The sequence below is a fragment of the Azohydromonas lata NBRC 102462 genome, from assembly GCF_001571085.1.
In the GTDB taxonomy this organism is placed as follows: domain Bacteria; phylum Pseudomonadota; class Gammaproteobacteria; order Burkholderiales; family Burkholderiaceae_C; genus Azohydromonas; species Azohydromonas lata.
The window spans coordinates 18,118-38,652 of record NZ_BCTC01000009.1; the positions used below are offsets into that span (position 1 = coordinate 18,118).

Annotated in this window: 13 protein-coding genes and 1 pseudogene; 5 read left to right on the forward strand and 9 right to left on the reverse strand. The window is 69.9% G+C overall.

Annotated features, from left to right (window positions below; all coding sequences use genetic code 11):
* Nucleotides 1-110: 110 nt before the first annotated feature.
* Both ALA01S_RS05310 and ALA01S_RS05315 read right to left on the reverse strand, forming a co-directional pair.
* Nucleotides 111-671: pseudogene (locus tag ALA01S_RS05310) on the reverse strand (IS701 family transposase); the annotation flags it as partial.
* A 63-nt stretch (nt 672-734) separates the two neighbouring features.
* Nucleotides 735-3,191 (reverse strand): BACON domain-containing protein, encoded by a 2,457-nt coding sequence (locus tag ALA01S_RS05315; RefSeq protein ID WP_157118777.1) that lies wholly within the window; start codon nt 3,189-3,191, stop codon nt 735-737.
* A gap of 432 nt (nt 3,192-3,623) precedes the next feature.
* Here ALA01S_RS05315 and ALA01S_RS05320 point away from each other — a divergent pair, with 432 nt between their 5' ends.
* The 3 genes from ALA01S_RS05320 to ALA01S_RS05330 all read left to right on the forward strand — a co-directional run bounded on the left by ALA01S_RS05320 (nt 3,624) and on the right by ALA01S_RS05330 (nt 7,534).
* Nucleotides 3,624-5,051 carry a cobyric acid synthase gene (locus ALA01S_RS05320; RefSeq protein WP_066333069.1) on the forward strand — a complete coding sequence of 476 codons (1,428 nt, stop codon included), beginning with the start codon at nt 3,624-3,626 and terminating at the stop codon, nt 5,049-5,051.
* Nucleotides 5,052-5,195: 144 nt separating this feature from the next.
* Nucleotides 5,196-7,208: a hybrid sensor histidine kinase/response regulator gene (locus tag ALA01S_RS05325; protein ID WP_169805855.1), complete on the forward strand. Its 2,013-nt coding sequence runs from the start codon at nt 5,196-5,198 to the stop codon at nt 7,206-7,208.
* 32 nt (nt 7,209-7,240) lie between these two features.
* Complete coding sequence (locus ALA01S_RS05330; RefSeq protein WP_066333082.1) at nt 7,241-7,534, forward strand: hypothetical protein; 294 nt, start codon at nt 7,241-7,243, stop codon at nt 7,532-7,534.
* 62 nt (nt 7,535-7,596) lie between these two features.
* Here ALA01S_RS05330 and ALA01S_RS05335 read toward each other — a convergent pair whose 3' ends face one another.
* The gene (locus ALA01S_RS05335) at nt 7,597-8,865 is read right to left on the reverse strand and encodes an aminotransferase class I/II-fold pyridoxal phosphate-dependent enzyme (RefSeq protein WP_066333085.1); all 1,269 of its coding nucleotides are present in this window, start codon (nt 8,863-8,865) and stop codon (nt 7,597-7,599) included.
* Nucleotides 8,866-9,500: 635 nt separating this feature from the next.
* Between ALA01S_RS05335 and ALA01S_RS05340 the strand changes: the two genes are divergently transcribed.
* Together ALA01S_RS05340 and ALA01S_RS05345 are read left to right on the forward strand one after the other, a co-directional pair.
* The gene (locus tag ALA01S_RS05340; RefSeq protein ID WP_066333088.1) at nt 9,501-14,180 is read left to right on the forward strand and encodes a PDDEXK-like endonuclease domain-containing protein; all 4,680 of its coding nucleotides are present in this window, start codon (nt 9,501-9,503) and stop codon (nt 14,178-14,180) included.
* A gap of 317 nt (nt 14,181-14,497) precedes the next feature.
* On the forward strand, nt 14,498-15,586 hold the full coding sequence (locus tag ALA01S_RS05345) for a hypothetical protein (RefSeq protein ID WP_066333091.1): 1,089 nt from the start codon (nt 14,498-14,500) through the stop codon (nt 15,584-15,586).
* A gap of 40 nt (nt 15,587-15,626) precedes the next feature.
* On the opposite strand, the gene ALA01S_RS05350 is transcribed toward ALA01S_RS05345, so the two are convergent.
* The 6 genes from ALA01S_RS05350 to ALA01S_RS05375 form a co-directional block, all read right to left on the reverse strand.
* Complete coding sequence (locus ALA01S_RS05350; RefSeq protein ID WP_066333094.1) at nt 15,627-16,055, reverse strand: cupin domain-containing protein; 429 nt, start codon at nt 16,053-16,055, stop codon at nt 15,627-15,629.
* Nucleotides 16,056-16,143: 88 nt separating this feature from the next.
* Entirely contained in the window at nt 16,144-16,821 is a 678-nt protein-coding gene (locus tag ALA01S_RS05355; RefSeq protein WP_066333097.1) for a GNAT family N-acetyltransferase, read from the reverse strand.
* 59 nt (nt 16,822-16,880) lie between these two features.
* Nucleotides 16,881-17,579, reverse strand: coding sequence for an aspartate/glutamate racemase family protein (locus tag ALA01S_RS05360; protein WP_066333099.1), 699 nt, complete (start codon nt 17,577-17,579; stop codon nt 16,881-16,883).
* A gap of 181 nt (nt 17,580-17,760) precedes the next feature.
* On the reverse strand, nt 17,761-18,762 hold the full coding sequence (locus ALA01S_RS05365; RefSeq protein WP_066333102.1) for a Bug family tripartite tricarboxylate transporter substrate binding protein: 1,002 nt from the start codon (nt 18,760-18,762) through the stop codon (nt 17,761-17,763).
* A gap of 34 nt (nt 18,763-18,796) precedes the next feature.
* The gene (locus ALA01S_RS05370; RefSeq protein ID WP_066333104.1) at nt 18,797-19,174 is read right to left on the reverse strand and encodes an AtuA-related protein; all 378 of its coding nucleotides are present in this window, start codon (nt 19,172-19,174) and stop codon (nt 18,797-18,799) included.
* Nucleotides 19,171-20,517, reverse strand: coding sequence for an acyclic terpene utilization AtuA family protein (locus ALA01S_RS05375; protein WP_066333107.1), 1,347 nt, complete (start codon nt 20,515-20,517; stop codon nt 19,171-19,173). Before ALA01S_RS05375 ends, ALA01S_RS05370 begins: the two co-directional genes overlap by 4 nt.
* Nucleotides 20,518-20,535 lie beyond the last annotated feature (18 nt).

Sequence of the window (20,535 nt, forward strand, 5' to 3'; positions counted from 1 at the left end):
TACGGGCGCTGATTTCCCCCCGTACTGCGCGCGCGGATGGGCGCTGCCACGTCCGCTGCGGGAGGTCATTTGGTGATCTCGGCCTCCGTGCGGTGATGCGGCCAGTAGAACTGCTGACTACTGGTGACGCCCAGCACGTAGCCCCGCCCATGCTTGGCTACCACTGCTCGCGGCCCAGAGTCACTGCCATAGACGCTGTCGCCGGCGACCCACGCATACGGCACTCCAGCGTCGAAGGCGCGCCTGAGCATCTGCCGCGCCAGTTCAGGCTTGGTTGCAAAGCCTATGGACGCCGGGATGTGCGCCTGGGCGCATCGAGCTTCGTCAGCGACCCAGTCTGCTGGCAGGTACAGCGCTCGGTCGATGAAGGCGTAGCCCCTGGCTCCTGCGTAGCTCAACAACACGCCGACCTGGCCGTTCTCAATGCGGCCCGCGGTGCCCAAATACTGGCGCTGCACACCTGCGCTCTTGTCGCCCTTCTTTAGAAAGCCCGCCTCGTCGAGGACCAGCACGCCGTCGGGGTCAGCCAAGTGCTCGATCACGTAGCTGCGCAACACGTCGCGCAGCGTGTGGGCATCCCAGCGCGTGCGTGCCAAGAAGTCCTGCATCCCGTCCGGCAAAGCGTCCCCAGCGGCCTCGACCAGATGCCAGCCGTTCTTGCGCTTCAGCGGCTCATGCCGTGGCGGCATCGGGCGGCGCGCCGTCTGCCCGCCCAGGCGATGTGCGATATCCCTTCACGGTCCAATGGGGACAAAGGCCATCACGGGATCATCGGTCAGCGCGACGACGACCAGGCCGTCGGGCGTCACGACCATTTGCGATTCCTTCATTTCACGTGCATAACCGGCAATCTTGTAGCGTCCCAGGAGCGCCCCGGCGGGCGAGTGAACCCAGAAGTCGCCACTCGAATACCACCCGGAAATGCCGCAAATGACCCGCCCGTCGCGCGTGACCTCCACGTTGTTAGGGTAGGCGTCGCCGCCCGGCAGGCTACCCACAAAGGCAAGACTCGTCGGGTCCACCGACGTGCAGGCATAGGGTGCCCCGCTGGCCACGTACAGACGGCTCGCGTCGCCGCTGACGGCGATATCTCGTCCGTTGGACGATCCGTTGACAAACCAACCGTCCGCCGTCTTGGCCACTATCAGCACGCCGCCCGCCATCGCCGAGTAGTCGACATCGTAGGCCGCGATGCTGGCCGGGCTGATCCCGCGGTTCTGCGTATAGACCTTGCGTCCATCAGAGGATGCTGCAAGCGATTCGACGATATCCGTCACGCCCAGACTGCGGCCTGCGGCATATGCAGTGCCGTCACCGACGAGCACGACCTCCACGCCGTTGGGCCGGATGGCCAGCAGGGTCGTGCTCGTCGAAACACCGTTGACCAGAGGCCACGACGTGATGTCCTTCGTGGACAAGTCAACCACCTTCAGCGACCGGACGGCAGTGTCCAGCACGAAGAGCTTGCTGCCATCCGGCGAGACGGCCATCTTGCCCAGGGCGGCGCCGACACCGCTCAACGTGGCGATCTTCTGTGCCGTATAGGCGTTGTAGACGTCGATGGACGTGCCCCCGCGGTGTGCATAGACATGCGGGCGGATCTTGTCGGCGATCAGTTCGGCGTAGTCCTGCGGCAGCTTGACCATGCTGGTCAGGCCCGTTGCGTCCTTGTACAGCGCCACGCGGATGACCGCCGCCTCCACACCCGGCGCGCTCACCGTGACGTTGGCATAGCTCACGGAGCCGGTAGCCAAGGAGGAAGGGTCGGCGATCAGCGTCAGTTGCGTAGGCAGATTGGTGCCGCCGCTGCTGGACGCGGTCAGCCAGACACTGTCGGAAGACCAGGACCAGTTGCCGACGGCGTTGCCCTTGAAGTTGTCGGTGATCATGACGGTGCGCGTGAGGACCGAGCCGGTTGGCGTGCTGGCGAACGCAACGCCCCACTCCGACACCAGGAGGCGGCGCTGGTCGGCATTCAGGTTCACCGTGACGGGCCGTGTGACTGTGTCGCCGTTGACGGTGGCGGTCATCGTCACGGTGGACGTCACCGACCCGGGCGTCGCGCCGGCGGCGTTCGGTGCGAACGACAGGCTCGTGCCTGCGGCTGCGACGGAGCCCGCCTTCGTGGTCGAAGAAAGCCACGCCGGCAGGGGCGACAAGCTGAACGGCCATGCTTTGGCGCCGGTGTTCAAGGACACATTGAGCGCCGCTGCAGACGTGAGGTCACGGCCTTTGGGGCCCCCCAGCGTGACGGCATCCGCCGCGGACGATAGCGAGGCACGCGCGAGCGAGAGTCCGGTGGTCACCGTCTTGTTGATGACGCCGGGCGACGACAGCACGATGTTGGCCGCATGTGTGCCACTGGCCAGCGGGCCTCGGCTGGGATCGGGTTGCAGCGTGATCAAGCCCGGCGTGGTGCCGCTCAAGGGCGACGCCACCAGCCAGGCCGCGGAAGTCGTGGCCGTCCACGGGGACGCCACTTTGCTGTCGAGTTCGAAAGCCAGCTCTTGTGCCGGAATCGGTGCCCCGTTGATGGCGGTGAAAGTCGGTACGCCTCCAGTCATCGTGAACTGCGTGGGCAGCACGGTGAGCGAGAAGGGGACTTCGGCAGTTTGGCCGTCGCTGGAGCGCACCGTCACGGTGCTGGCGTACTCGGCTTCTGCAAGGCCGGTGGCGTCATAACCCACCGTGAACGAGCCGGGCTTGGTGCCGCTGCCACCGCTGACTCTCAGCCAGGAAGCATTGGCGGTGGCCGTCCACGGGAGTTCCGGGCCGCTCACGCTCACCGGCACGGCTTGCGACACCGTCGCGCCCCGGTGCACGGTGGCGGCGGTGGAAGCGGTGGCGCCGACGCTCAATGGCGCGGCGGTGACGGTGAAGTCATAGGGCAACGACAGCGGCGAACCGGGGTACTGCGATGTGCAGTTGGCGTCCTTGCACAGCTTGACCTGCAACGTCCCAGTGTGGTGACCGCTCCGGATGGAGGCTGAAGAGTGCAGCGTGGTGGAGTAGGTCTTGCTGTCGAGTTGGGCCAATTCGACGCTGCTCGTCAGCACGTGCTGGCTGTCGACCACGTAGGCAAACACTGCCGTATCGAAGACGGAAGAATCGGTGGCCGTGGCTCGCACCGTGAGCGTAGCTGACGTGCCCGTCTGAAAATTGGACGACAGAAGCGACGGCGACAGCGTCACCGCAGCTTGCGTGGATGAACCGCCACCGCCACCGCCACATGACGCGAGACCCGATAGCGCCACACAGGCCAAGGCTGTCCAAAACGTATTCCGCACCGCAACTTCCCTGATTTTTACGTTAGAAAACAATTGTGAATTTATGTTTCTATTTTTGAGCCAATGTTGTTGTCAGGAAGATGCCATTGCCGTGATTTATGCCCAGTTACCCAGGTACCCAGGTTGCTGGGGCAGCACCCTTGCAACCAGTTGAGCGGCTGCCCTGCCACGCGGCCGGCCTGGAAAATCAATTGCCAACTTTCCGCCGTTGGCCTGCATCTGCCGTCCAAGCGGCGGGTGGCTTGTGACGCGTCCCCGTGGCACGCGGCGGCGCCTGCGCCGTCGTGTCCAATCCCTCTGTGACATCCAAGGAGAACGGGGTTGGGACAAGCCGTGATGGTGCTGGGCACCACCAGCGGGGCGGGCAAGAGCTGGCTCGCCACCGCGCTGTGCCGCTGGTACGCACGCCAGGGGCTGAAGGTCGCGCCCTTCAAGGCGCAGAACATGAGCAACAACGCCCGCGTGGTGCCGGGCCTGCTGGGCTGCGCGGGAGAAATCGGCAGCGCGCAGTACTTCCAGGCCCTGGCCGCGCGCGCCGTGCCGGACGTGCGCATGAACCCCGTGCTGCTGAAGCCCGAGCGCGACACGGCCAGCCAGGTGGTCGTCCTGGGCCAGGTGCGCGCGGACCTCATGGCCGTGCCCTGGTGCGAGCGCAGCCATCAACTCTGGCCGCACGCGCGTGCGGCGCTGCACGAGCTGCTGGCCACGCATGACGTGGTGGTGATCGAAGGGGCGGGCTCGCCCGCCGAGATCAACCTGCACAGCAGCGACTACGTGAACATGCGCACCGCGCTGGAGGCCCGCGCGGCCTGCCTGCTGGTGACGGACATCGACCGCGGCGGCGCCTTTGCCCACCTCTACGGCACGCACGCGCTGCTGCCGCCTGAAGAGCGCGCGCTCCTTCGCGGCTTCGTCCTGAACCGCTTCCGCGGCGACGCCTCGCTGCTGGCGCCGGGGCCGCAGCAGTTGCACGCCCTCACCGGCGTGCCCACCGTGGCCGTGCTGCCCATGTGGCGCGAGCACGGCCTGCCGGAGGAGGACGGCCTCTACGACACCGCCCCGCGCGGCGAGGGCGTGCGCATCGCCGTGGTGGCCTACCCGCGCATGTCCAACCTGGACGAGTTCCAGCCGCTGCGCCGCCTGCCCGGGGTGCGCCTGTCCTGGGCGCGCACGCCGGCCGAGCTGAGCGGCGCGGACTGGATCGTCCTGCCCGGCTCCAAGCACACCAGCGGCGACCTGGCCTGGCTGCGCGCCCAGGGGCTGGAGGCGCCCATCCGCCGTCACGCCGCGCAAGGCCGCCCGCTGCTGGGCGTGTGCGGCGGGCTGCAGATGCTGGGCCGCGCGCTGCACGACCCCCACGGCGTGGATGGCGCCGCACAGGGGCTGGATCTGCTGCCCGTCGAGACCACGTTCGACCGCGACAAGCTGCTGCGCCCGGGCCGCGTGCGCTTTGACGGCTTGGCCGAGCCCTGGGCGGGGCTTTCGGACGTCGCGTTTGACGGCTATGAAATCCGCCAAGGCCGCACGCAGGCCGTGGGCGAATGCGCCGTGGCGCTGCGCAATGCGGACGGCCAGGCCATAGGCTGGCAGCGCGGCCACGTGCTGGGCGTGTACGCGCACGGGCTGTTCGAGTCGGCCGACGTGCTGCGCGCGCTCTTTGGCGTGCAGGTGCCGGCGCTGGACACGGTGTTCGACGGCTTGGCGGACTACGTGGACCGCCACTTCGAGCCCGGCGTGCTGGCGGGGCTGGCGAAGGCGGCCTGAGCCGTGGCGCGCCCTGGTCGTGCGCCCACGCACAAGGTGCGGGCCGGGCCGGCCGCTTGCTGCCTTGCCCGGGTCATGCCGGCCCCTTCCTTTGCACCAGACGATGAATTTCCGCCCGCGCGGGCCGCTGCGCCCGCCGCGGCCTTGCCGCCCACGACCGCCATCGTGTGGCACACCACCAGCGACGGGCGCATAGACGTCGAAAACCCCTCCTGGCAAGCCTTCACCGGCCAGCACCTGGACGAGTACCGCGGCTGGAGCTGGAGCCAGGCCGTGCACCCCGAGGACCGCGAAGGCGTGCTGCGCCGCTGGCACGCGGCCGTGGAGGCGGGCGGCGTATTCGTCCTTCACTACCGGCTGCGCCGTCACGATGGCCAGTACCGCGAAGTCATGTCCCAGGGCGCGCCGGTGTTCTGCGGCGGCGCCGTGCGTGAGTGGGTGGGCACTTGCGTGGACGTCACGGCCGAGCGCCGCGCGCAGGCCGCGCTGCGCGCCAGCGAGGAGCGGCTGCGCTTTCTCGACTGCATAGGCCAGGCCACCCGCGGCCTGACCGACGCCACGGAAACCATGGCCGTCACCGCCCGCCTGTTGGGCGAGCACTTGGGCGCCATGCGCTGCGCCTATGCCGACGTGGAGGCCGACAACGACCGCTTCACCATCCGCAGCGACTGGTCGCGCGCGGGCGTGCCCAGCAGCGCGGGCGTGTATTCGCTGGACCTGTTCGGCCCGCAGGCCACGTCCAACCTGCGCAATGGCCGCCACCTGGTGGTCAACGACGTGGACCGCGAGCTGGGCGACGCTGGCGGCGGACGCATGTTCAACGCCATAGGCATCAAGGCCGTCATCTGCGCCGGGCTGGTCAAGCAAGGCCGGCTGGTGGCCATGATGGCCGTTCACCAGGACGTGCCGCGCCGCTGGACGCCGCAGGAAATCTCCATGGTGGGCGAGGTCGTGGAGCGCAGTTGGGCGCACATCGAGCGCGTGCGCGCCGACGCCAAGCTGCGCGAGCAGGACAGGCACAAGGACGAGTTCCTCGCCACGCTGGCGCACGAGCTGCGCAACCCGCTGGCGCCCATCAAGTACGCCATCGCGATGCTGCGCCTGTCGGCCGACCCGGGGCGGCAGGCGCAGGCGCACGGCGTCATCGAGCGGCAGACCACGCACATGGCGCGGCTCATAGACGACCTGCTGGACGTCTCGCGCATCAGCCGCGGCCTGATCACGCTGCAGTGCCGCAGCGTCCCGCTTCGCCCCCTGCTGCTGGAGGCCGTGGAGACGGCCCGCCCCGCGCTGGACGCCGCGCGCCACCGCCTGGCCCTGGAGCTCCCCGGCGAGGACGTGCTGCTGGACGCCGACCCCGCCCGCGTGGTGCAGATGGTGGGCAACTTGCTGAGCAACGCCGCCAAGTACACGCCGGACGGTGGCGACATCCGCCTGGCCGGCTGGGCGGCGGGCGGCCGGGCCGTGGTGGAGGTGGCGGACAACGGCGTGGGCGTGCCGCCGGACCAGCAAGGCCGCCTGTTCCAGATGTTCACCCAGCTCCACCACAGCGCCGGCCGTGCCCAGGGCGGCTTGGGCATCGGCCTGTCGCTGGTGAAGCGCCTGGCCGAGATGCACGGCGGCGCGGTGCGCATGCGCAGCGACGGGCTGGACGAGGGCAGCACTTTTACCGTCGAGCTGCCGCTGGCGCAGGCGGTGGCGCGGCCAGGAGTGCCGCCGCAGGCCCAGGTGCACGAGGCACCGCCGCCGCGCGCCGCTGCGCTGCGCGTGCTGGTGGTGGAGGACAACCCGGACGGCTCGGCCATGCTGGTGTCGCTGCTGGAGGCGCTTGGGCACCGCGTGGCGCGGGCGGCCGATGGCCCCGAGGCGCTGCGCCAGGCGGCGGCGTTGCGGCCGCAGCTCGTCCTGCTGGACCTGGGCTTGCCGGGCATGGACGGCTGCGAGGTCGCGCGCCGGCTGCGCGCCGACGCCGAGCTTTGCGGCGCCGCCCTCGTGGCCCTGACCGGCTGGGGCGCCGAGCGCGACCGGCTGCGCACGGCCGAGGCCGGCTTCGACGCGCACCTGACCAAGCCGGTGGAGCCGGACGCGCTGCGGGCGGTGGTGAGCCGCTGCGCGTCGCGGGCGGCGGGCGAGGGGCAGGGAACGCACTTTGCCTAGTGAAGGGCTCAGTTCCTTATGTGGAGGTCAACATGCCTGGATTCCTGATCGGCATCGTCGTCGGCGCGGTGGCTGCGTCGGCCTACCTGAAGAAGAAGGGCGCGGCCACCCTGGGCTCCAGCCGCGGCAGCGCGCTGGAGCCAGGTCGCGTCGACGAGCTCTCCAGCGCGGCGAGCATGGCCAGCCCGCAGACGACGCAGCTCAATGCGGGCGACGGGACGCCGGGGAGCTGGGGGTCGTCACCGACCTCGTCCACGGGCAGCGGCGTGCCGCTGGTGTCGGGAGCGTCCAGCTCGGCCACGGGGCTGTCCGAGAACCGGCACTGAACCGTTGCGGGCCGGCCTGCGCCCAGGCCGGCCGCGCCCCGTGCCGGCCGCCGCGAGGGCTCTCAGCCGAGGCTCTCCATGGCCGCGCGGCTGTCCTGCAGGGTCTTGATCGCAAAGTCAAGATCCTCCAGCGTGTGGTTGGCGTTGACGGCAGCACGCAGCCGGGCCGTGCCTTCCGGCACCACGGGGTGCGGAATGGCCTGGACATACAGCCCTCGCGACTGGCAACCCTTGGACATCGTGCTGGTGCGCAGGTTGTCGCCGAATACGATGGGGAAAATCGCCGTCGGGCTCTCCAGGAAATTAAAACCTTCCTGGCGCAGGCGATTGGCGAAATAGGCCATGTTCCGATGAAGATTCTGGACATGCCAGGGCTCTTCTTCAATCACCTTGATACCGGCCACGGCCGCTGCCGCCGACGCGGGCGGCACGGTCGCGGAGTAAATGAAGCCCCGCCCGGTGTGGCGAAGCAAATCGCAGAGCCTGGCGCTGGAGGCAATATATCCACCCAGGCTCGGAATTGATTTGCTCACCGTGCCCATTTTGACGTCGATGGTGTCAGGGGGTAGCCCGAAATGCTCCTCTATACCCCGTCCCGTGGCGCCCAGCATGCCGACGGAGTGGGCCTCGTCCACCATCAGCAAGGCGCCATGCTTTTTGCACAGCCCGCTGATGGCGGGCAGGTCGGCGATGTCGCCATCCATGCTGTAGACGCCATCGACGATGACCAGGCGTCGGCCCTTGTGACCTGCCGTTTCGCGCAGGCAGCTCTCCAGGTGGCCCATGTCGTTGTGGCGGAAGCGGATCATCCGCGCGCCCGACATCATGCAGCCGTCCAGGATGCTGGCATGGTCGAGCTTGTCGCAGATCACGATGTCGCCACGGCCCACCAGGAAAGTGATCGCCGAAAGGTTGGCCAGGAAACCGCTGGAGAATAGGGCGGCCGACTCGGTCTTTTTGAAGCGCGCAATCGAGCTTTCCAGCTCGCGATGAATTTCCGTGGTGCCTGCCAGCAGGCGGGCACCATGTGCACCGGTGCCATAACGTGCAATGGCTTCAACGGCCGCTTCGTTGATTTTAGGATGACGGTTGAGGCCAAGATAGGAGTAGCCGCCGAACATGAGCATTTCGCCATGGCCGGTGACCTTTACCCATGCGCCACCCAGATACTCTTCAATACTCTCCAGGTAGAAATAGGTGCCGGAATTGCGCATCTCGTCCATGGGCAAGCCCGCTTTCAGAGTTTCACAATACCGCTCCATGATGGACTTTCGAGCGGTTTCTACCTGAGTGAGAGTATCTCCGTCAATTTCGATGCAGTAGTCGCTCATTCCTTGGCACTCCCGTCATGTAGGGCGACTGAATGTCGCTAAGAAAAATTTTATTACACAAGATCCAATTAGATACTTGTGTTACTACTTAAGCCAATGCTGCCGTAGCAGAGCGTGATTTGTTAACAAAAAAACTTGCCGCCTACAGCCGTTCCGTGCTTGTGAAGCGCAGACCCAAGGGACCATGTGTGCTCTGAAGCAGCATGTTGACTGACAAATCCATGCAGTTGCCGGTCTCCAGCCGCGTTTTGGCCAAAGCTTCATTGTTTGATTTAGTTACTAATTTGTAATGATCAAACAAAACGTATCGTCGATCAAAGATCGGCGGACCTTCTCATTGCGTGGCCGGTGAAGACCCTGATGCAGGTCAACGAATGTGCTGGGCCATCGCGCCTGTCTGCACCGCAGGCCTTCGAATCGGGCCGAGCTGCGCTTTCTTACCGGTATGGCCGTACTGGCTCATGCTATGAGCCACACCCTCTGTTACCTTTCGCCCCGTGCGAGGCGGCCCGTGGCGGCCTCATGCCGCCCCAGCGCCGCCGGCGCAGGCGCGCCGGGTTGGCTCCAGCCCGGGGCGTAGACGTTCGCCGGCCGGCGCTCTTGTAGTTACCAAATGTTTCTTGGAGCCTCCCCGCATGACGACAGCCCGGGACCTTCTCGGCCGCTTGTTCGAATACATCGCTGAACAGGCTCGCGACGTCGATCCGCGCGCTTTCAACCTTTCCCGCCTGGCCAACTTCTTCCTGCGCGAGCCGGCCCAACTGCTGGGCCTGCCCGGGCTGGAATTCGACCAGGCGGACGGCGGCGAGCCGCTGTGGCTGCGCGTGCCGCGGCTCGAACCCGTCGCCGCTCCCGCCGTCGCCGAGCGTTTCGCCGCCCTCATCAGCGTTTCGGCCGACCCCGGCGGGCCGCCGCCCGCGCTGAACCCGGTGCAGCTCGCCCTGCACCTGGAAGACATCGCCCGCTTCGCCCAGCGTCTGGCACCCACCACGGCCGCCGCGCCGGGCAGCGCCACCAGCCGCGCCCTGGCCGTGCAGGACATGCCCGCGCTCCCGGCCGACGAGGCGCTGCGCCGGCGCATCGTCCAGGCCCAGGCGCGCTTTCGCGACGCCGTGCAGGCGGCCTTTGACGACATCAGCGCCCGCTGGCTCGCCTGGGCCGAGGCGGAGGCGCCGCGGCGGCTCAGCATGCAGCTCTACGGCGAGCTTTTCGCCCTCATGCACCAGCTCCAAGCCCAGCAGACCGGCAAGCCCGTCGAGCTGGTCTGGGGCCTGGGCGTGGCCACCTGGCGGCTGCGCTGGGAAAGCGAAGACTTCACCCTCCGCTACCCGCTGCTGACGCAGGCGGTGGAGCTGTCGCTGGACGCCGCCACGCTCGCGCTGGAGGTGCGCCCGCGCACCACCGCACCGCGGCTGGAGCTGGATGCCCTCATCGCCTGCCTCGTTCCCGGTGCCTGCGAGCTGGAGCAGACCGGGCGCGACTGGCTCGCCCAACACGCCCAAGAGGTGCCGCCGTCGCCTTTCCACATGCCGGCGCTGCAGCCGCTGCTGCGCCGCATCGCCGGCAGCCTGGACAGCCAGGGCCGCTTCCTGGACGTGTTGGCCAGCGGCGCCCCCGTGCCCAACGCCGGCGCGCACCTCGTCGTGACCGACGCTTGGGCGCTGTTCGCGCGCCCGCAGTCCTACAACTTCCTCGTCGACGACCTGCGCCGCCTGCGCCTGGGCCTGGAGGCGGCGCAAACGCTGCCCGGCGGCCCGGCCGCGCTGGTGACGCCGCCGGACGGCGAACCGGCCCAAGTGCAGGCCGTGCACTTTCGCGGCCTGTCCAGCCGCGGCGAGGGCGAGGGAACGTCCGACGGCGACGGGCCGGCCCGCGAGCTGTATTTCCCGCTGCCCTACAACCAGGAGCAGGTCACGATTGTCCAGCGCCTGGAGCGCAGCGACGGCGTGACCGTGCAGGGTCCGCCCGGCACGGGCAAGACGCACACCATCGCCAACATCATTTGCCACTACCTGGCCACGGGCCGGCGCGTGCTGGTGACCTCGCGCGGCGAACCGGCGCTGCAGGTGCTGCAGGCCAAGATCCCGGCCGAGGTGCGTCCGCTCACCGTCGCGCTGCTGTCCAGCGACCGCGAGGGGCTGCGCCAGTTCCAGGGCGCCATCGAGGCCATACAGCACCGCGTCTCGCAACTGGACCCGCTGCAGGCGCAGCGCCGCATCGCCACCGCGCACGAGGCCATCGCCCTGGCCCACGCCGAGCTCTCGCGCCTGGACCGCCGCGTGGACGACATCGCCCGCGCCCAGCTCGCCAGCGTGGATCTCGACGGCACGCCGCTGCGCGCGCAACAGCTTGCCGAGCTGGTGCGTGACGGCCAGGCCCGCTTCGCCTGGTTCGACGACGAGCTGCCCGCCGGCGCGCCGCCGGCGCCCCTGACCGAGGACGAAGCCCGCGAGCTGCGCGAAGCCCGCCGCCGCCTGGGCGAGGATTTGCGCTGCCTCGCCGAGCCGCCGCCGTCGCCCGCCACGCTGCCCGCGCCGGACGTGCTGGCCCCGCTGCACCAGGCGCTGCAGCGGCTGCGGCGCATCGAGGGCGAGCTGGCCCGCGGCGCGCTGCCCGCCCTTCAAGGCGAAATCAACGAGGCGCGCGCGCTGCTGGCCGCCGTGGAAGCGGCCCTGGAGCCCGCCCAAGCGCTGGAGCACGCCGACCAGGCTTGGGCGCAGGCGCTGCGCCGCCAGCTCGGCGAGCCCGGCTTCGAGGCCGAACGCCAGGCGCTGCAGTCGCTGCTGGTCGAGGTGCCGCGCCTGGCCGCCGCGCGCGGCGACTTCCTGCAGCGTCCGGTGGACATGCCGCAGGAGGCCCTGGCCTGCGCCCGCACCCGCGAGGCCGTGGAGCGCGCCGCGCGCACGGGCAAGGCCTTCAATTGGCTGCCTTTCGGCGAAGCCGACGCGCGCCGCCACGTGGCCGCCATGCGCGTGGACGGCCGCGAGCCCGCCACGCGGCAGGACTGGCTGCACGTCGCCCGCTTCCTCGCGCTGCAGATGGAGCTCCAGAGCCTGCTGGTGCGCTGGCAGCGCCTGGCGCCGGAGCTGGGCCTGCCGGAGCTGCGCCAGGGCGCGGGCGCCTTGCGCAAGCTGGAGCGGCTGGCGCTCATCGCCGGGCTGGCCTTGCGGCTGTCGCTGGAGGTGGACGCCGAGCTGCCCCGGCGCGCTGCCGTGCTGCTGTCCGCCAACCCCTTGCCCGCGCCCGGCAGCGGCGCCGTGGCGACGGTGGAGCATCTGCAGCGGCTTCAAAAAATCCTCAGGCGCCACGTGCTGCACGAGGCGCTGGCCGGCGCGCCGCGGCGCCAGCAGGCGCTGCTGCTCAACCTCACGGCCGGCGGCCCGTTGGGCGCGCAGTGGCAGGAGCTGATCGGCCAGTGGCTGGGCCGCACGGACGTGGAAAGCGATGCCTTCTGCGCGCGCGAGGCCGCCTTGCGCGCCGAGACGCAGCGCCTGGCCGCCCTGCAGCCCGCGCTGGAGTGCGTGCGCGTGGCCGCGCAGCGCCTGGCCGCCGCGGGCGCCGCGCGCCTGGCGCAGCGCCTGCGCAGCGAGCCCGCCGAAGGCGCGGCCCACGACGCCGTGCTGCCCGCCGACTGGCGCGCCGCCTGGACCTGGGCCCGCGCCCGCGCCGCGCTGCAGACGCTGGAGGGCCGCGGCGAGCTCACGCGGCTGTGGGCCCGCCGCGCCGAGCTGGAGCAGGGCTTATCAAAGCTCTACGAGGACGTGGTGGCCCGCGCGGCCTGGCTGGCCACGCGCATGAACGCCTCGCCCAAGGTGCTCTCGGCGCTGGCCGGCTACGCCAACGCCCTGCACCGCATCGGCCAGGGCACGGGCCCAAACGCCGCGCGCTACCGGCGCGACGCGCAGGCCGCCATGCTGGACGCGGCCCCGGCCGTGCCCTGCTGGATCATGAGCCACGCGCGGGTGTCGGAATCCATGCCGGCCGACATCGGCGCCTTCGACCTGGTCATCGTGGACGAGGCCAGCCAGTCCGACCTGTGGGCGCTGCCCGCCATTGCGCGGGGCAAGAAGATCCTGGTGGTGGGCGACCACAAGCAGGTCTCGCCCGAGGGCGGCTTCATCAGCAGCGCGCGCATCGATGATCTGCGCCAGCGCTTCCTGGCCGACCAACCCTTCGCCGCCGCGATGACGCCGGAGAAGTCGCTCTACGACCTCGCGGCCCAGGTCTTTGCCGGCCAGCAGGTGATGCTGCGCGAGCACTTCCGCTGCGTGGCGCCCATCATCGAGTACGCCAATCGCAACTTCTACGACCACGGCGTGCTGCCGCTGCGCGTGCCGCGCGCGGCCGAGCGCATCGACCCGCCGCTGGTGGACCTGTTCGTGGAGGAGGGCCGCCGCGACCACCGCGACCGCAACGACGCCGAGGCGCAGGCCATTGCCGATGAGATCGCCGCCCTGCTGGCCGACGAGCGCCTGGCCGGCCGCACGCTGGGCGTGGTCTCGCTGCTTGGGCTGGAGCAGGCGCGGCACATAGACGCCGTGGTGCGCGCGCGCTTCGATGCCGCGGAGCTGCTGCGCCGGCAGTTCGCCTGCGGCGATGCGCGCACCTTCCAGGGCAGCGAGCGCGACGTGATGTTCCTGTCGCTGGTGGTCGATGCCCGTCAGTGCCGCGCCCTGGCAGGCAACGGCGCCGACCAGCGCTTCAACGTGGCCGCCAGCCGTGCGCGCGACCGCATGGTGCTGGTGCGCTCGGTGCGCATGGACGAGCTGTCCGAGAAGGATTTGCGGCGCACGCTGCTGGCGCACTTCGAGAACCCGCTGCCCGGCGGCGGCCACGGGCACGAGGACGGCCGGCCGCTGCGCGCGCTGTGCGAAAGCGGCTTCGAGCGCGAGGTGTTCGACGCCCTGGTGCAGCGCGGCTACCGCGTGCGGCCGCAGGTGCGGGCCGGCGCCTACCGCATCGACATGGTGGTGGAGGGCGCGCACGACGCCCGCCTGGCCGTGGAGTGCGACGGCGACGCCTTCCACGGCCCCGAGCGCTGGCAGCAGGACGTCGCCCGCCAGCGCGTGCTGGAGCGCGCCGGCTGGGTGTTCTGGCGCTGCTTTGCCTCCACCTGGACGCTGCACCGCGAGGAGGTGCTGGCCGAGCTGCTGGCGCGGCTGGCCGAGCTGGACATCGCGCCCCTGGGCGCGGCCGAGGGTTCGTCGTCACGCCTGGTGGAGCAGCGCACCTGGCGCACGCCGGCGCCGTCGGAGCAGGTGCAGCAACGGCTGCGGGAGGCGGTGGAGGCGGGAAGGGAGCAGGAAGAGGCTTGAAGGCGTTTCGCGTGTCGGGCTGGAGGCCGTAAGACGCCACGCCGTCATTCCGGCGCAGGCCGGAATCCACGCGCACCGTGGTGCTGACGTGATGTGCCGCCTAACGCACCGCAACGCGTCCAGGGCGGCATCACAGCGTTCGTGGATCCCGGCCTGCGCCGGGATGACGGCGTTTTCTCTGCGTGCCTGCGCTCCACTTTCGCCCACACCTGCCGCTGTGAAGGACTTTCATCACGCCCCCGCGCCTGCGGGGTCGCGCGCGTCTTGCACAATCCCGCCCTCGCAGCAGTCAGGCGGGTTCAGGGAGAGCAATGGGGATGCAGCATGGTCTTTTCGACGCGGAGGCGCCGTCCGGTGGCAAGCCGGCGCCCGCCCAGGCGCGCCGCAAGGCGCCCGCACCCGCGCTCGAACTGATTCCCTACGGCAAGTACAAGGACCAGCCGCTGTCGCTGCTGCTGGTGCACGCCGAGTACGCGCTGTGGCTCATGGGCGCGCGCCACGCCCACCTGCGCCGCCACCACCCGCAACTGCTGCAGTGGCTGCACAAACATTTCGGCCCGCCGGCGAGCACGCCGGAGCAGAACCGGCTGCAAAACCGCTTCCTGCACAACGATTTCTGCCTGCGCCTGCTGCTGCGCGTGAACCCCGAGCTGCCGGCGCAACTGGCCGCCGCCGTGTCGCCGGACGCCCTGGTGCGCGGCTGGCAGTCGCGGCTGCCCGCGCGCATCGCGCTGCGCTACCAGGACTACGGGCTGCACGAGCCGCTGGAGGAGGGCGACCCCGTGCCCGAGCAGCACCTGCGCCACAAAGCCCGCGTGCTGCAGGCGCTGGAGCGCGAGCTGCCGCGCCTGGTGGTGGAGTGCCCCGGCACGCCGCTGGACGTCATGCCCGCCGTGGCGCCGCAGGGCGAGGTGGCCGAGCGCTGGTGGGAGCCCGTGCTGCAGCTGGAGCCGGCCTGCTTCGAGGTGGACGGCGCCCATGTGCAATTCAGCGCTTACGCCCAGTGCCGCGTGCGCGTGGACGGCGAAGCGCCGGGCGAGAGCGCGCTGGTGGATTTCGAGTTCCGCGACGAGCTGCGCATCGAGCTGCGCGCCCACTTGGGCGACGACTACCCCAGCGTGCTGCGCACCATGCGCGCCAAGCGCTGCAACGTGCTGCTCATCGGCCAGTTCGAGGCCGACGGCGCCTGCTGGGAAGAGCTGGTGGAGATCTACGCCCGCCGCGGCATCCGCGTGGCGCTGCTGGACGAGGTGCTCGTCACCGCCGTGCCCACGGCAGTGCGCAAGCTCAAGGTACCGGTGCTGGAGCCCGCGGCGCTGCTGGACGCCGCGCGCGAGGAACTGGAGCGCTTCGACGCCGACTGGCTCACGCGCGGGCGCGGGCTGCAGGCGCGCCCGGGGATGTGAAGCGGGCCGCAAGGCCCGTCCTTCACGGCCTCAACAGGCCTCAGTTCGCCGCAGCCGGCGCCGGCGCCGGCGCCGGCGCCACCAGCGGCTTGCCCTTTTCGACCAGGTACACGCCCACCAGCTTGGCCGTGCCCGCGCCGTCGTTGTGCGCGTCGTGCGGCACGCCGGCCGGCACGGTGAAGGATTCGCCGGCCTTCACCAAGCGCGGCGCCTGGCCTTCCACCGTCAGTTGCAACTGGCCTTCCATCACGTAGGCCACCTCGTCGCCCGGGTGGGTGTGGCGGCCCGCGGCGGCGTTGGCGGCCACGTCCACGCGCACCACCACCGCCTCGCGGTTGGGCGCGAAGGACACGTCGTTGCGCGCCACCAGCGTGCGCGTCAGGCCGGAGGCCTGCGCCACCACCGTGCCCACCGCCACCAGCACGGCGGTGCCCAGCAATATCTTTTTCACCGGGAATTTGAGTTTCATGGCGTCTCCAAAAATATGTTCAATTGGATGGCGGGGGCGGCCCTGGCCGGCAGTCAAATCGTGCGGGTTCTGAGCCTTGGTTCACGAATCAAAGCGGCGCCACCACGCGCACCACGGATTCACGCACCTCCGTGAATCCCAGCCGGCGGTACAGCCGCCGCGCGCCCTCGTTGGCGCTCATCACGTGCAAAAACGGCGTTTCCCCGCGCCGCATTTCCCGCCGCAGCAGTTTTAAAACCAGCCGCTGCGCCCAGCCGCGGCCCTGATGATCAGGATGCGTGCACACGCCGCTGATTTCCCGCAGCGGCCCCGCCGCCATGCGCTCGCCCGCCATGGCCACCAGGCGGCCGCCATCGAAAATGCCGAAATACTCGCCCAATTCCAGGGCGCGGATGCCAAAAGGGCCGGGCTGGGTGAGCGTGGCCAATTCCAGTGCCTGCGGGGCATGCTCCGGGCCGAGTTGCGTGGCCTCCGGTGCCGCATCGGCGTCGGGCAATTCCGCATCCCACAGCATTTTGAACATGGTGGCTTCCTGTTCCAGGCGCCAGCCGCGCGGCACGGGACCTGACCAGCCATCGCAATAAAAATGCTCGCCGGTTTCGCAAAAAGGGCGCAGTGCCTGGAAATCAGGTCGCTGCGGATCGGCAAAACCAATGATGGGCGAAAAGCCCGGCGCGTAGCGCCTGGCGCTGTCCGTGCCGATGGAATATTTCAAATGCGCGCCGGAGAGCGCATGCCAGACGACGTTGGCAAGAAATTGTTCCATGGCTGGTGGCGCGGGCCGCGGTAACTGTTGGGGCCGTGATGATGAACCCGAATGGGCGCTCAGTCTGTTACCAGCGCCAACTCCGCCGCCTTCACCGCATGCATCATCGCGGTGTCGTACAGCGGCACGGTGGCATCCTGTGCCGAAACCAGCAGCGAAATTTCCGTGCAGCCCAAAATAATGGCCTGCGCGCCGTGCGCCACCAATTGGGCCATCACGCGGCGAAATTCCCGCCGCGATTCGGAGCGGATTTGCCCCACGCACAATTCCTCGTAAATGATGCGGTGCACCAGCTCGCGGTCGTGCGCATCCGGCACGCGCACCTGCAGGCCGTGACGCTGGCGCAGGCGGTCCTTGTAGAAATCCTGCTCCATGGTGAAGCGCGTGCCCAGCAGGCCCACCGTGCCAAATCCTGTTTGGCGGATTTGCTCGCCGGTGGGGTCGGCAATATGGATGAGCGGAATCCTCACCGCCGACTCGATATCCGCCGCCACCTTGTGCATGGTGTTCGTGCACAGCACCAGTATGTCGGCGCCCGCGGTTTCCAGCCCCTTGGCGGCCTTGCCCAGCATCACGCCGGCCGTGGGCCAATTGCCGTCGCGCTGCAATTGGGCAACCTCATGAAAATCCACGCTGTGCAATAGGATGCGGGCCGAATGCAGCCCACCCAAGCGCGCCTTCACCGTCTCGTTGATGATGCGGTAATACGGCACGGTGGATTCCCAGCTCATGCCACCGATGAGGCCAATAGTCTTCAAACTGCTTGCTCCTGAATACGTCCGGCTTGCTTTGGGCGCACCAGCGCCGCAGGCGCGATGCTAGCCGAGCAGGCCGGCCGGCCAAGCCACCCGCGCCGGGCGCGCGTGGCGGGCGTTCCCAAATAAGCACGGCGCCCAATGGGCGCCGTGACCTTTCGGGAACAGGGGGCCGGATCGCCGCTTACTCGGCTTCTATCCCCGCCGCCTTGATGACGCGGCCCCACTTCTGTGTTTCATCGGCCTGGAATCTGGCCAGTTCCTGCGGCGTGGTGGTCCAGGGCTCGGCGCCGGTGGAGTCGAAGAAGCTCTTCGCCGCCGCGCTCTTCACCGCCGTGGCCAGCAGCTCGCCCAGCCGCGCCACCACCGGCGCCGGCGTGGCCGCGGGCACGTAGGCCGCGAACCAGTAGCCCATGTCGTAGCCCTTGACGCCGGCCTCGGCGATGGTGGGCACCTCCGGCAGCAGCGGGCTGCGCTTGGCCGTCGAGGTGCCCAGCGCGCGCAGCTTGCCGGCCTTGACCTGCGGCACGCCGGTGGCGGTGTCGGTGATCATCAGGTCGATCTGCCCGCCCAGCAGGTCCGTCACCGCCTGCGGGTTGCTCTTGTAGGGCACGTGCAGGATGTCGGTGCCGCTGAGCTGCTTGAACATCTCGCCGGCCACGCGGCTGGAGGAGCTGCCGCTGCCGAAGCTCAGCTTGCCGGGCCGCTTCTTCGCCTCGGCCACCACGTCGCCCACGGTCTTGAACGGCGCTTCCGCGCGCACCACCAGCACCTGCCCGCCCTTGGCCAGGCCGGTGACGGGCGCGAAGTCCTTCACCGGGTCGTAGGGCAGCTTCTTGTAGAGGTGCTCGTTGGCGGCGTGGGTGGTGTTGGTGGTGATCAGCACCGTGTAGCCGTCGCCCGCGGCGCGCGCGGCCGCCTGCGCGGCCATCATCCCGCTGGCGCCGGCCTTGTTGTCCACCACCACGGCCTGCCTGGTCTGCTCGGTGAAGGACTGGCCCAGGGCGCGCGCGAGCTGGTCGGTGGCGCTGCCCGCCGCGAAGGGCACGAGGAAGGTCACGGGCTTTTCGGGGTACTTGCCCTGTGCCATGGCGGTGGGGGCGGCCAGCAGCGCCAGGCCGGCGGCGGCCAGGGCGGCCAGGGCGTGGCGGCGGGTGGAGGTGGGGGCGTGGGCCGAATCGGTCATGGTCTTGTCTCCGGGTGATGTTGTGTGGGAGGCGTCAGGGCGCGGGCCGCAGCAGCGGCAGCAGGCCTTCAGCCACTTCGACGTCCATGTCCAGCAGCAGGAAGGCCAGCGCCTTGCCGTGGCTGTCGAGGTTGAGCGCGTCGTTGACGCCGCCGTCGAGCACGCCTTCGAGCACGAAGTTCATGGCGTGCAGCTTGGGCAGCGCGTGGCGCGTCACGCGCGCGGGGCGGCGGTGCGCGAACTGCGCGGCCACGGCGTCCTCGGTGACCTGCTCCTGCAGCACCGGGTAGAGCGCCGGGTGCCAGGCGATGAGGCTGATGTTGGAGATGTTGCCCTTGTCGCCCGTGCGGCCGTGGGCCAGGCGCAGCAGGGGCACGCGCACGCGGCGCGCGGTGGAGTCGGCTTGCTTCATTCGATGAATTCCAGTTGCGGCGACACGAGCTCGCGCGGCAGCAGGCGGGAGACGGTGCCCAGCCGCTGGCGCAGCCCCGTGCGCACGCCGCCGCCGCCGGCCGGGCCGCAGGTGTAGAGGGCCGTGACCTCGCGCGCCAGGCGCTCGGCCTGCGCCTTGTCGGCGTGGTTGAGCGCCACGCGCAGCCGCACGTCGCGCGCGTCGCCCACGCTCTGGCGGCTCAGCCACACCCCGGCGTCGTCGCCGAACACGCTGGCCACGCCGATGAGGTCCACGCGCAGCGGCGCGCAGGAAGCCAGGCGGCGGCGCAGCACGTCGCCGGCCAGCCGCGCCCGCGCCTCGGCACCGCGCCCGGCGTAGGAGATCTCGCCCTCGGCCAGCCAGCCCTGGGCGTGGAACACGTTGACCTTGAGCGTGGCCGGCCGCGCGTGGCCGCGCACGCTGTGCAGGCGCACGCGGTTCTCGCCCACCGTCTCCACCCAGGCGTCCGAAATGTCGGCCACCACGTCCGGCGTGAGGTAGGCCGCCGGGTCGTGCAACTCGTAAAGCAGTTGTTCCTTGACGGTGTGCTCGTCCACGCAGCCGCCGGTGCCCTCGGCCTTGGTGATGAGGCAGCCGCCGTCGGCGTCCAGCTCGGCGATGGGGTAGCCCACCTCGGCCAGGCCGGGCACGTCCTTGATGCCCGGGTCGGCGAAGTAGCCGCCGCACACCTGCGCGCCGCACTCCAGCAGGTGCCCGGCCATGGTGGCGCGCGCCAGGCGGTCCCAGTCGTCCAGGGCCCAGCCGAAATGCGCCAGCGCCGGGCCCACGGTGAGCGAGGGGTCGGCCACGCGGCCGGTGATCACCACGTCCGCCCCCTCGCGCAGCGCCTGCGCGATGGCCTCCGCGCCCAAGTAGGCGTTGGCGCTGGCGACGTCGAGGTTTTCGGCCCGCGCGCCCAGCGCCTGCCGCAGCGCGTCGCGGTGCGCGGGGCCGGACACGTCGTCGCCGCTGACCACGGCCACGCGCGGCACGCGTGCGCCCACCTCGCGCGCCAGCGCCAGCACGCGGCGCGCGGCGGCGTGCGGGTTGGCCGCGCCGAAGTTGCCCACGATGCGTATGCCGCCGGCCAGGCAGTCGGCCAGCACGGGCGCGAGCATGTCCGCCAGCAGCGGCTCGTAGCCGCTTTCCGGGTCGGCGCGGCGCGCCAGTTGCGCCAGCGCCAGGGTGCGCTCGGCCAGGGTTTCGAAGATCAGCACCGACGGCAGGCCGCGGCGCAGCAGGGTGTCCACCACCGGGCGGGCGGCGTCGGTGCGGTCGCCGGAAAAACCGGCGGCGCAACCTATCAACAAGGTGTCTTGCATGGCGGGTGCGGGCTGCGG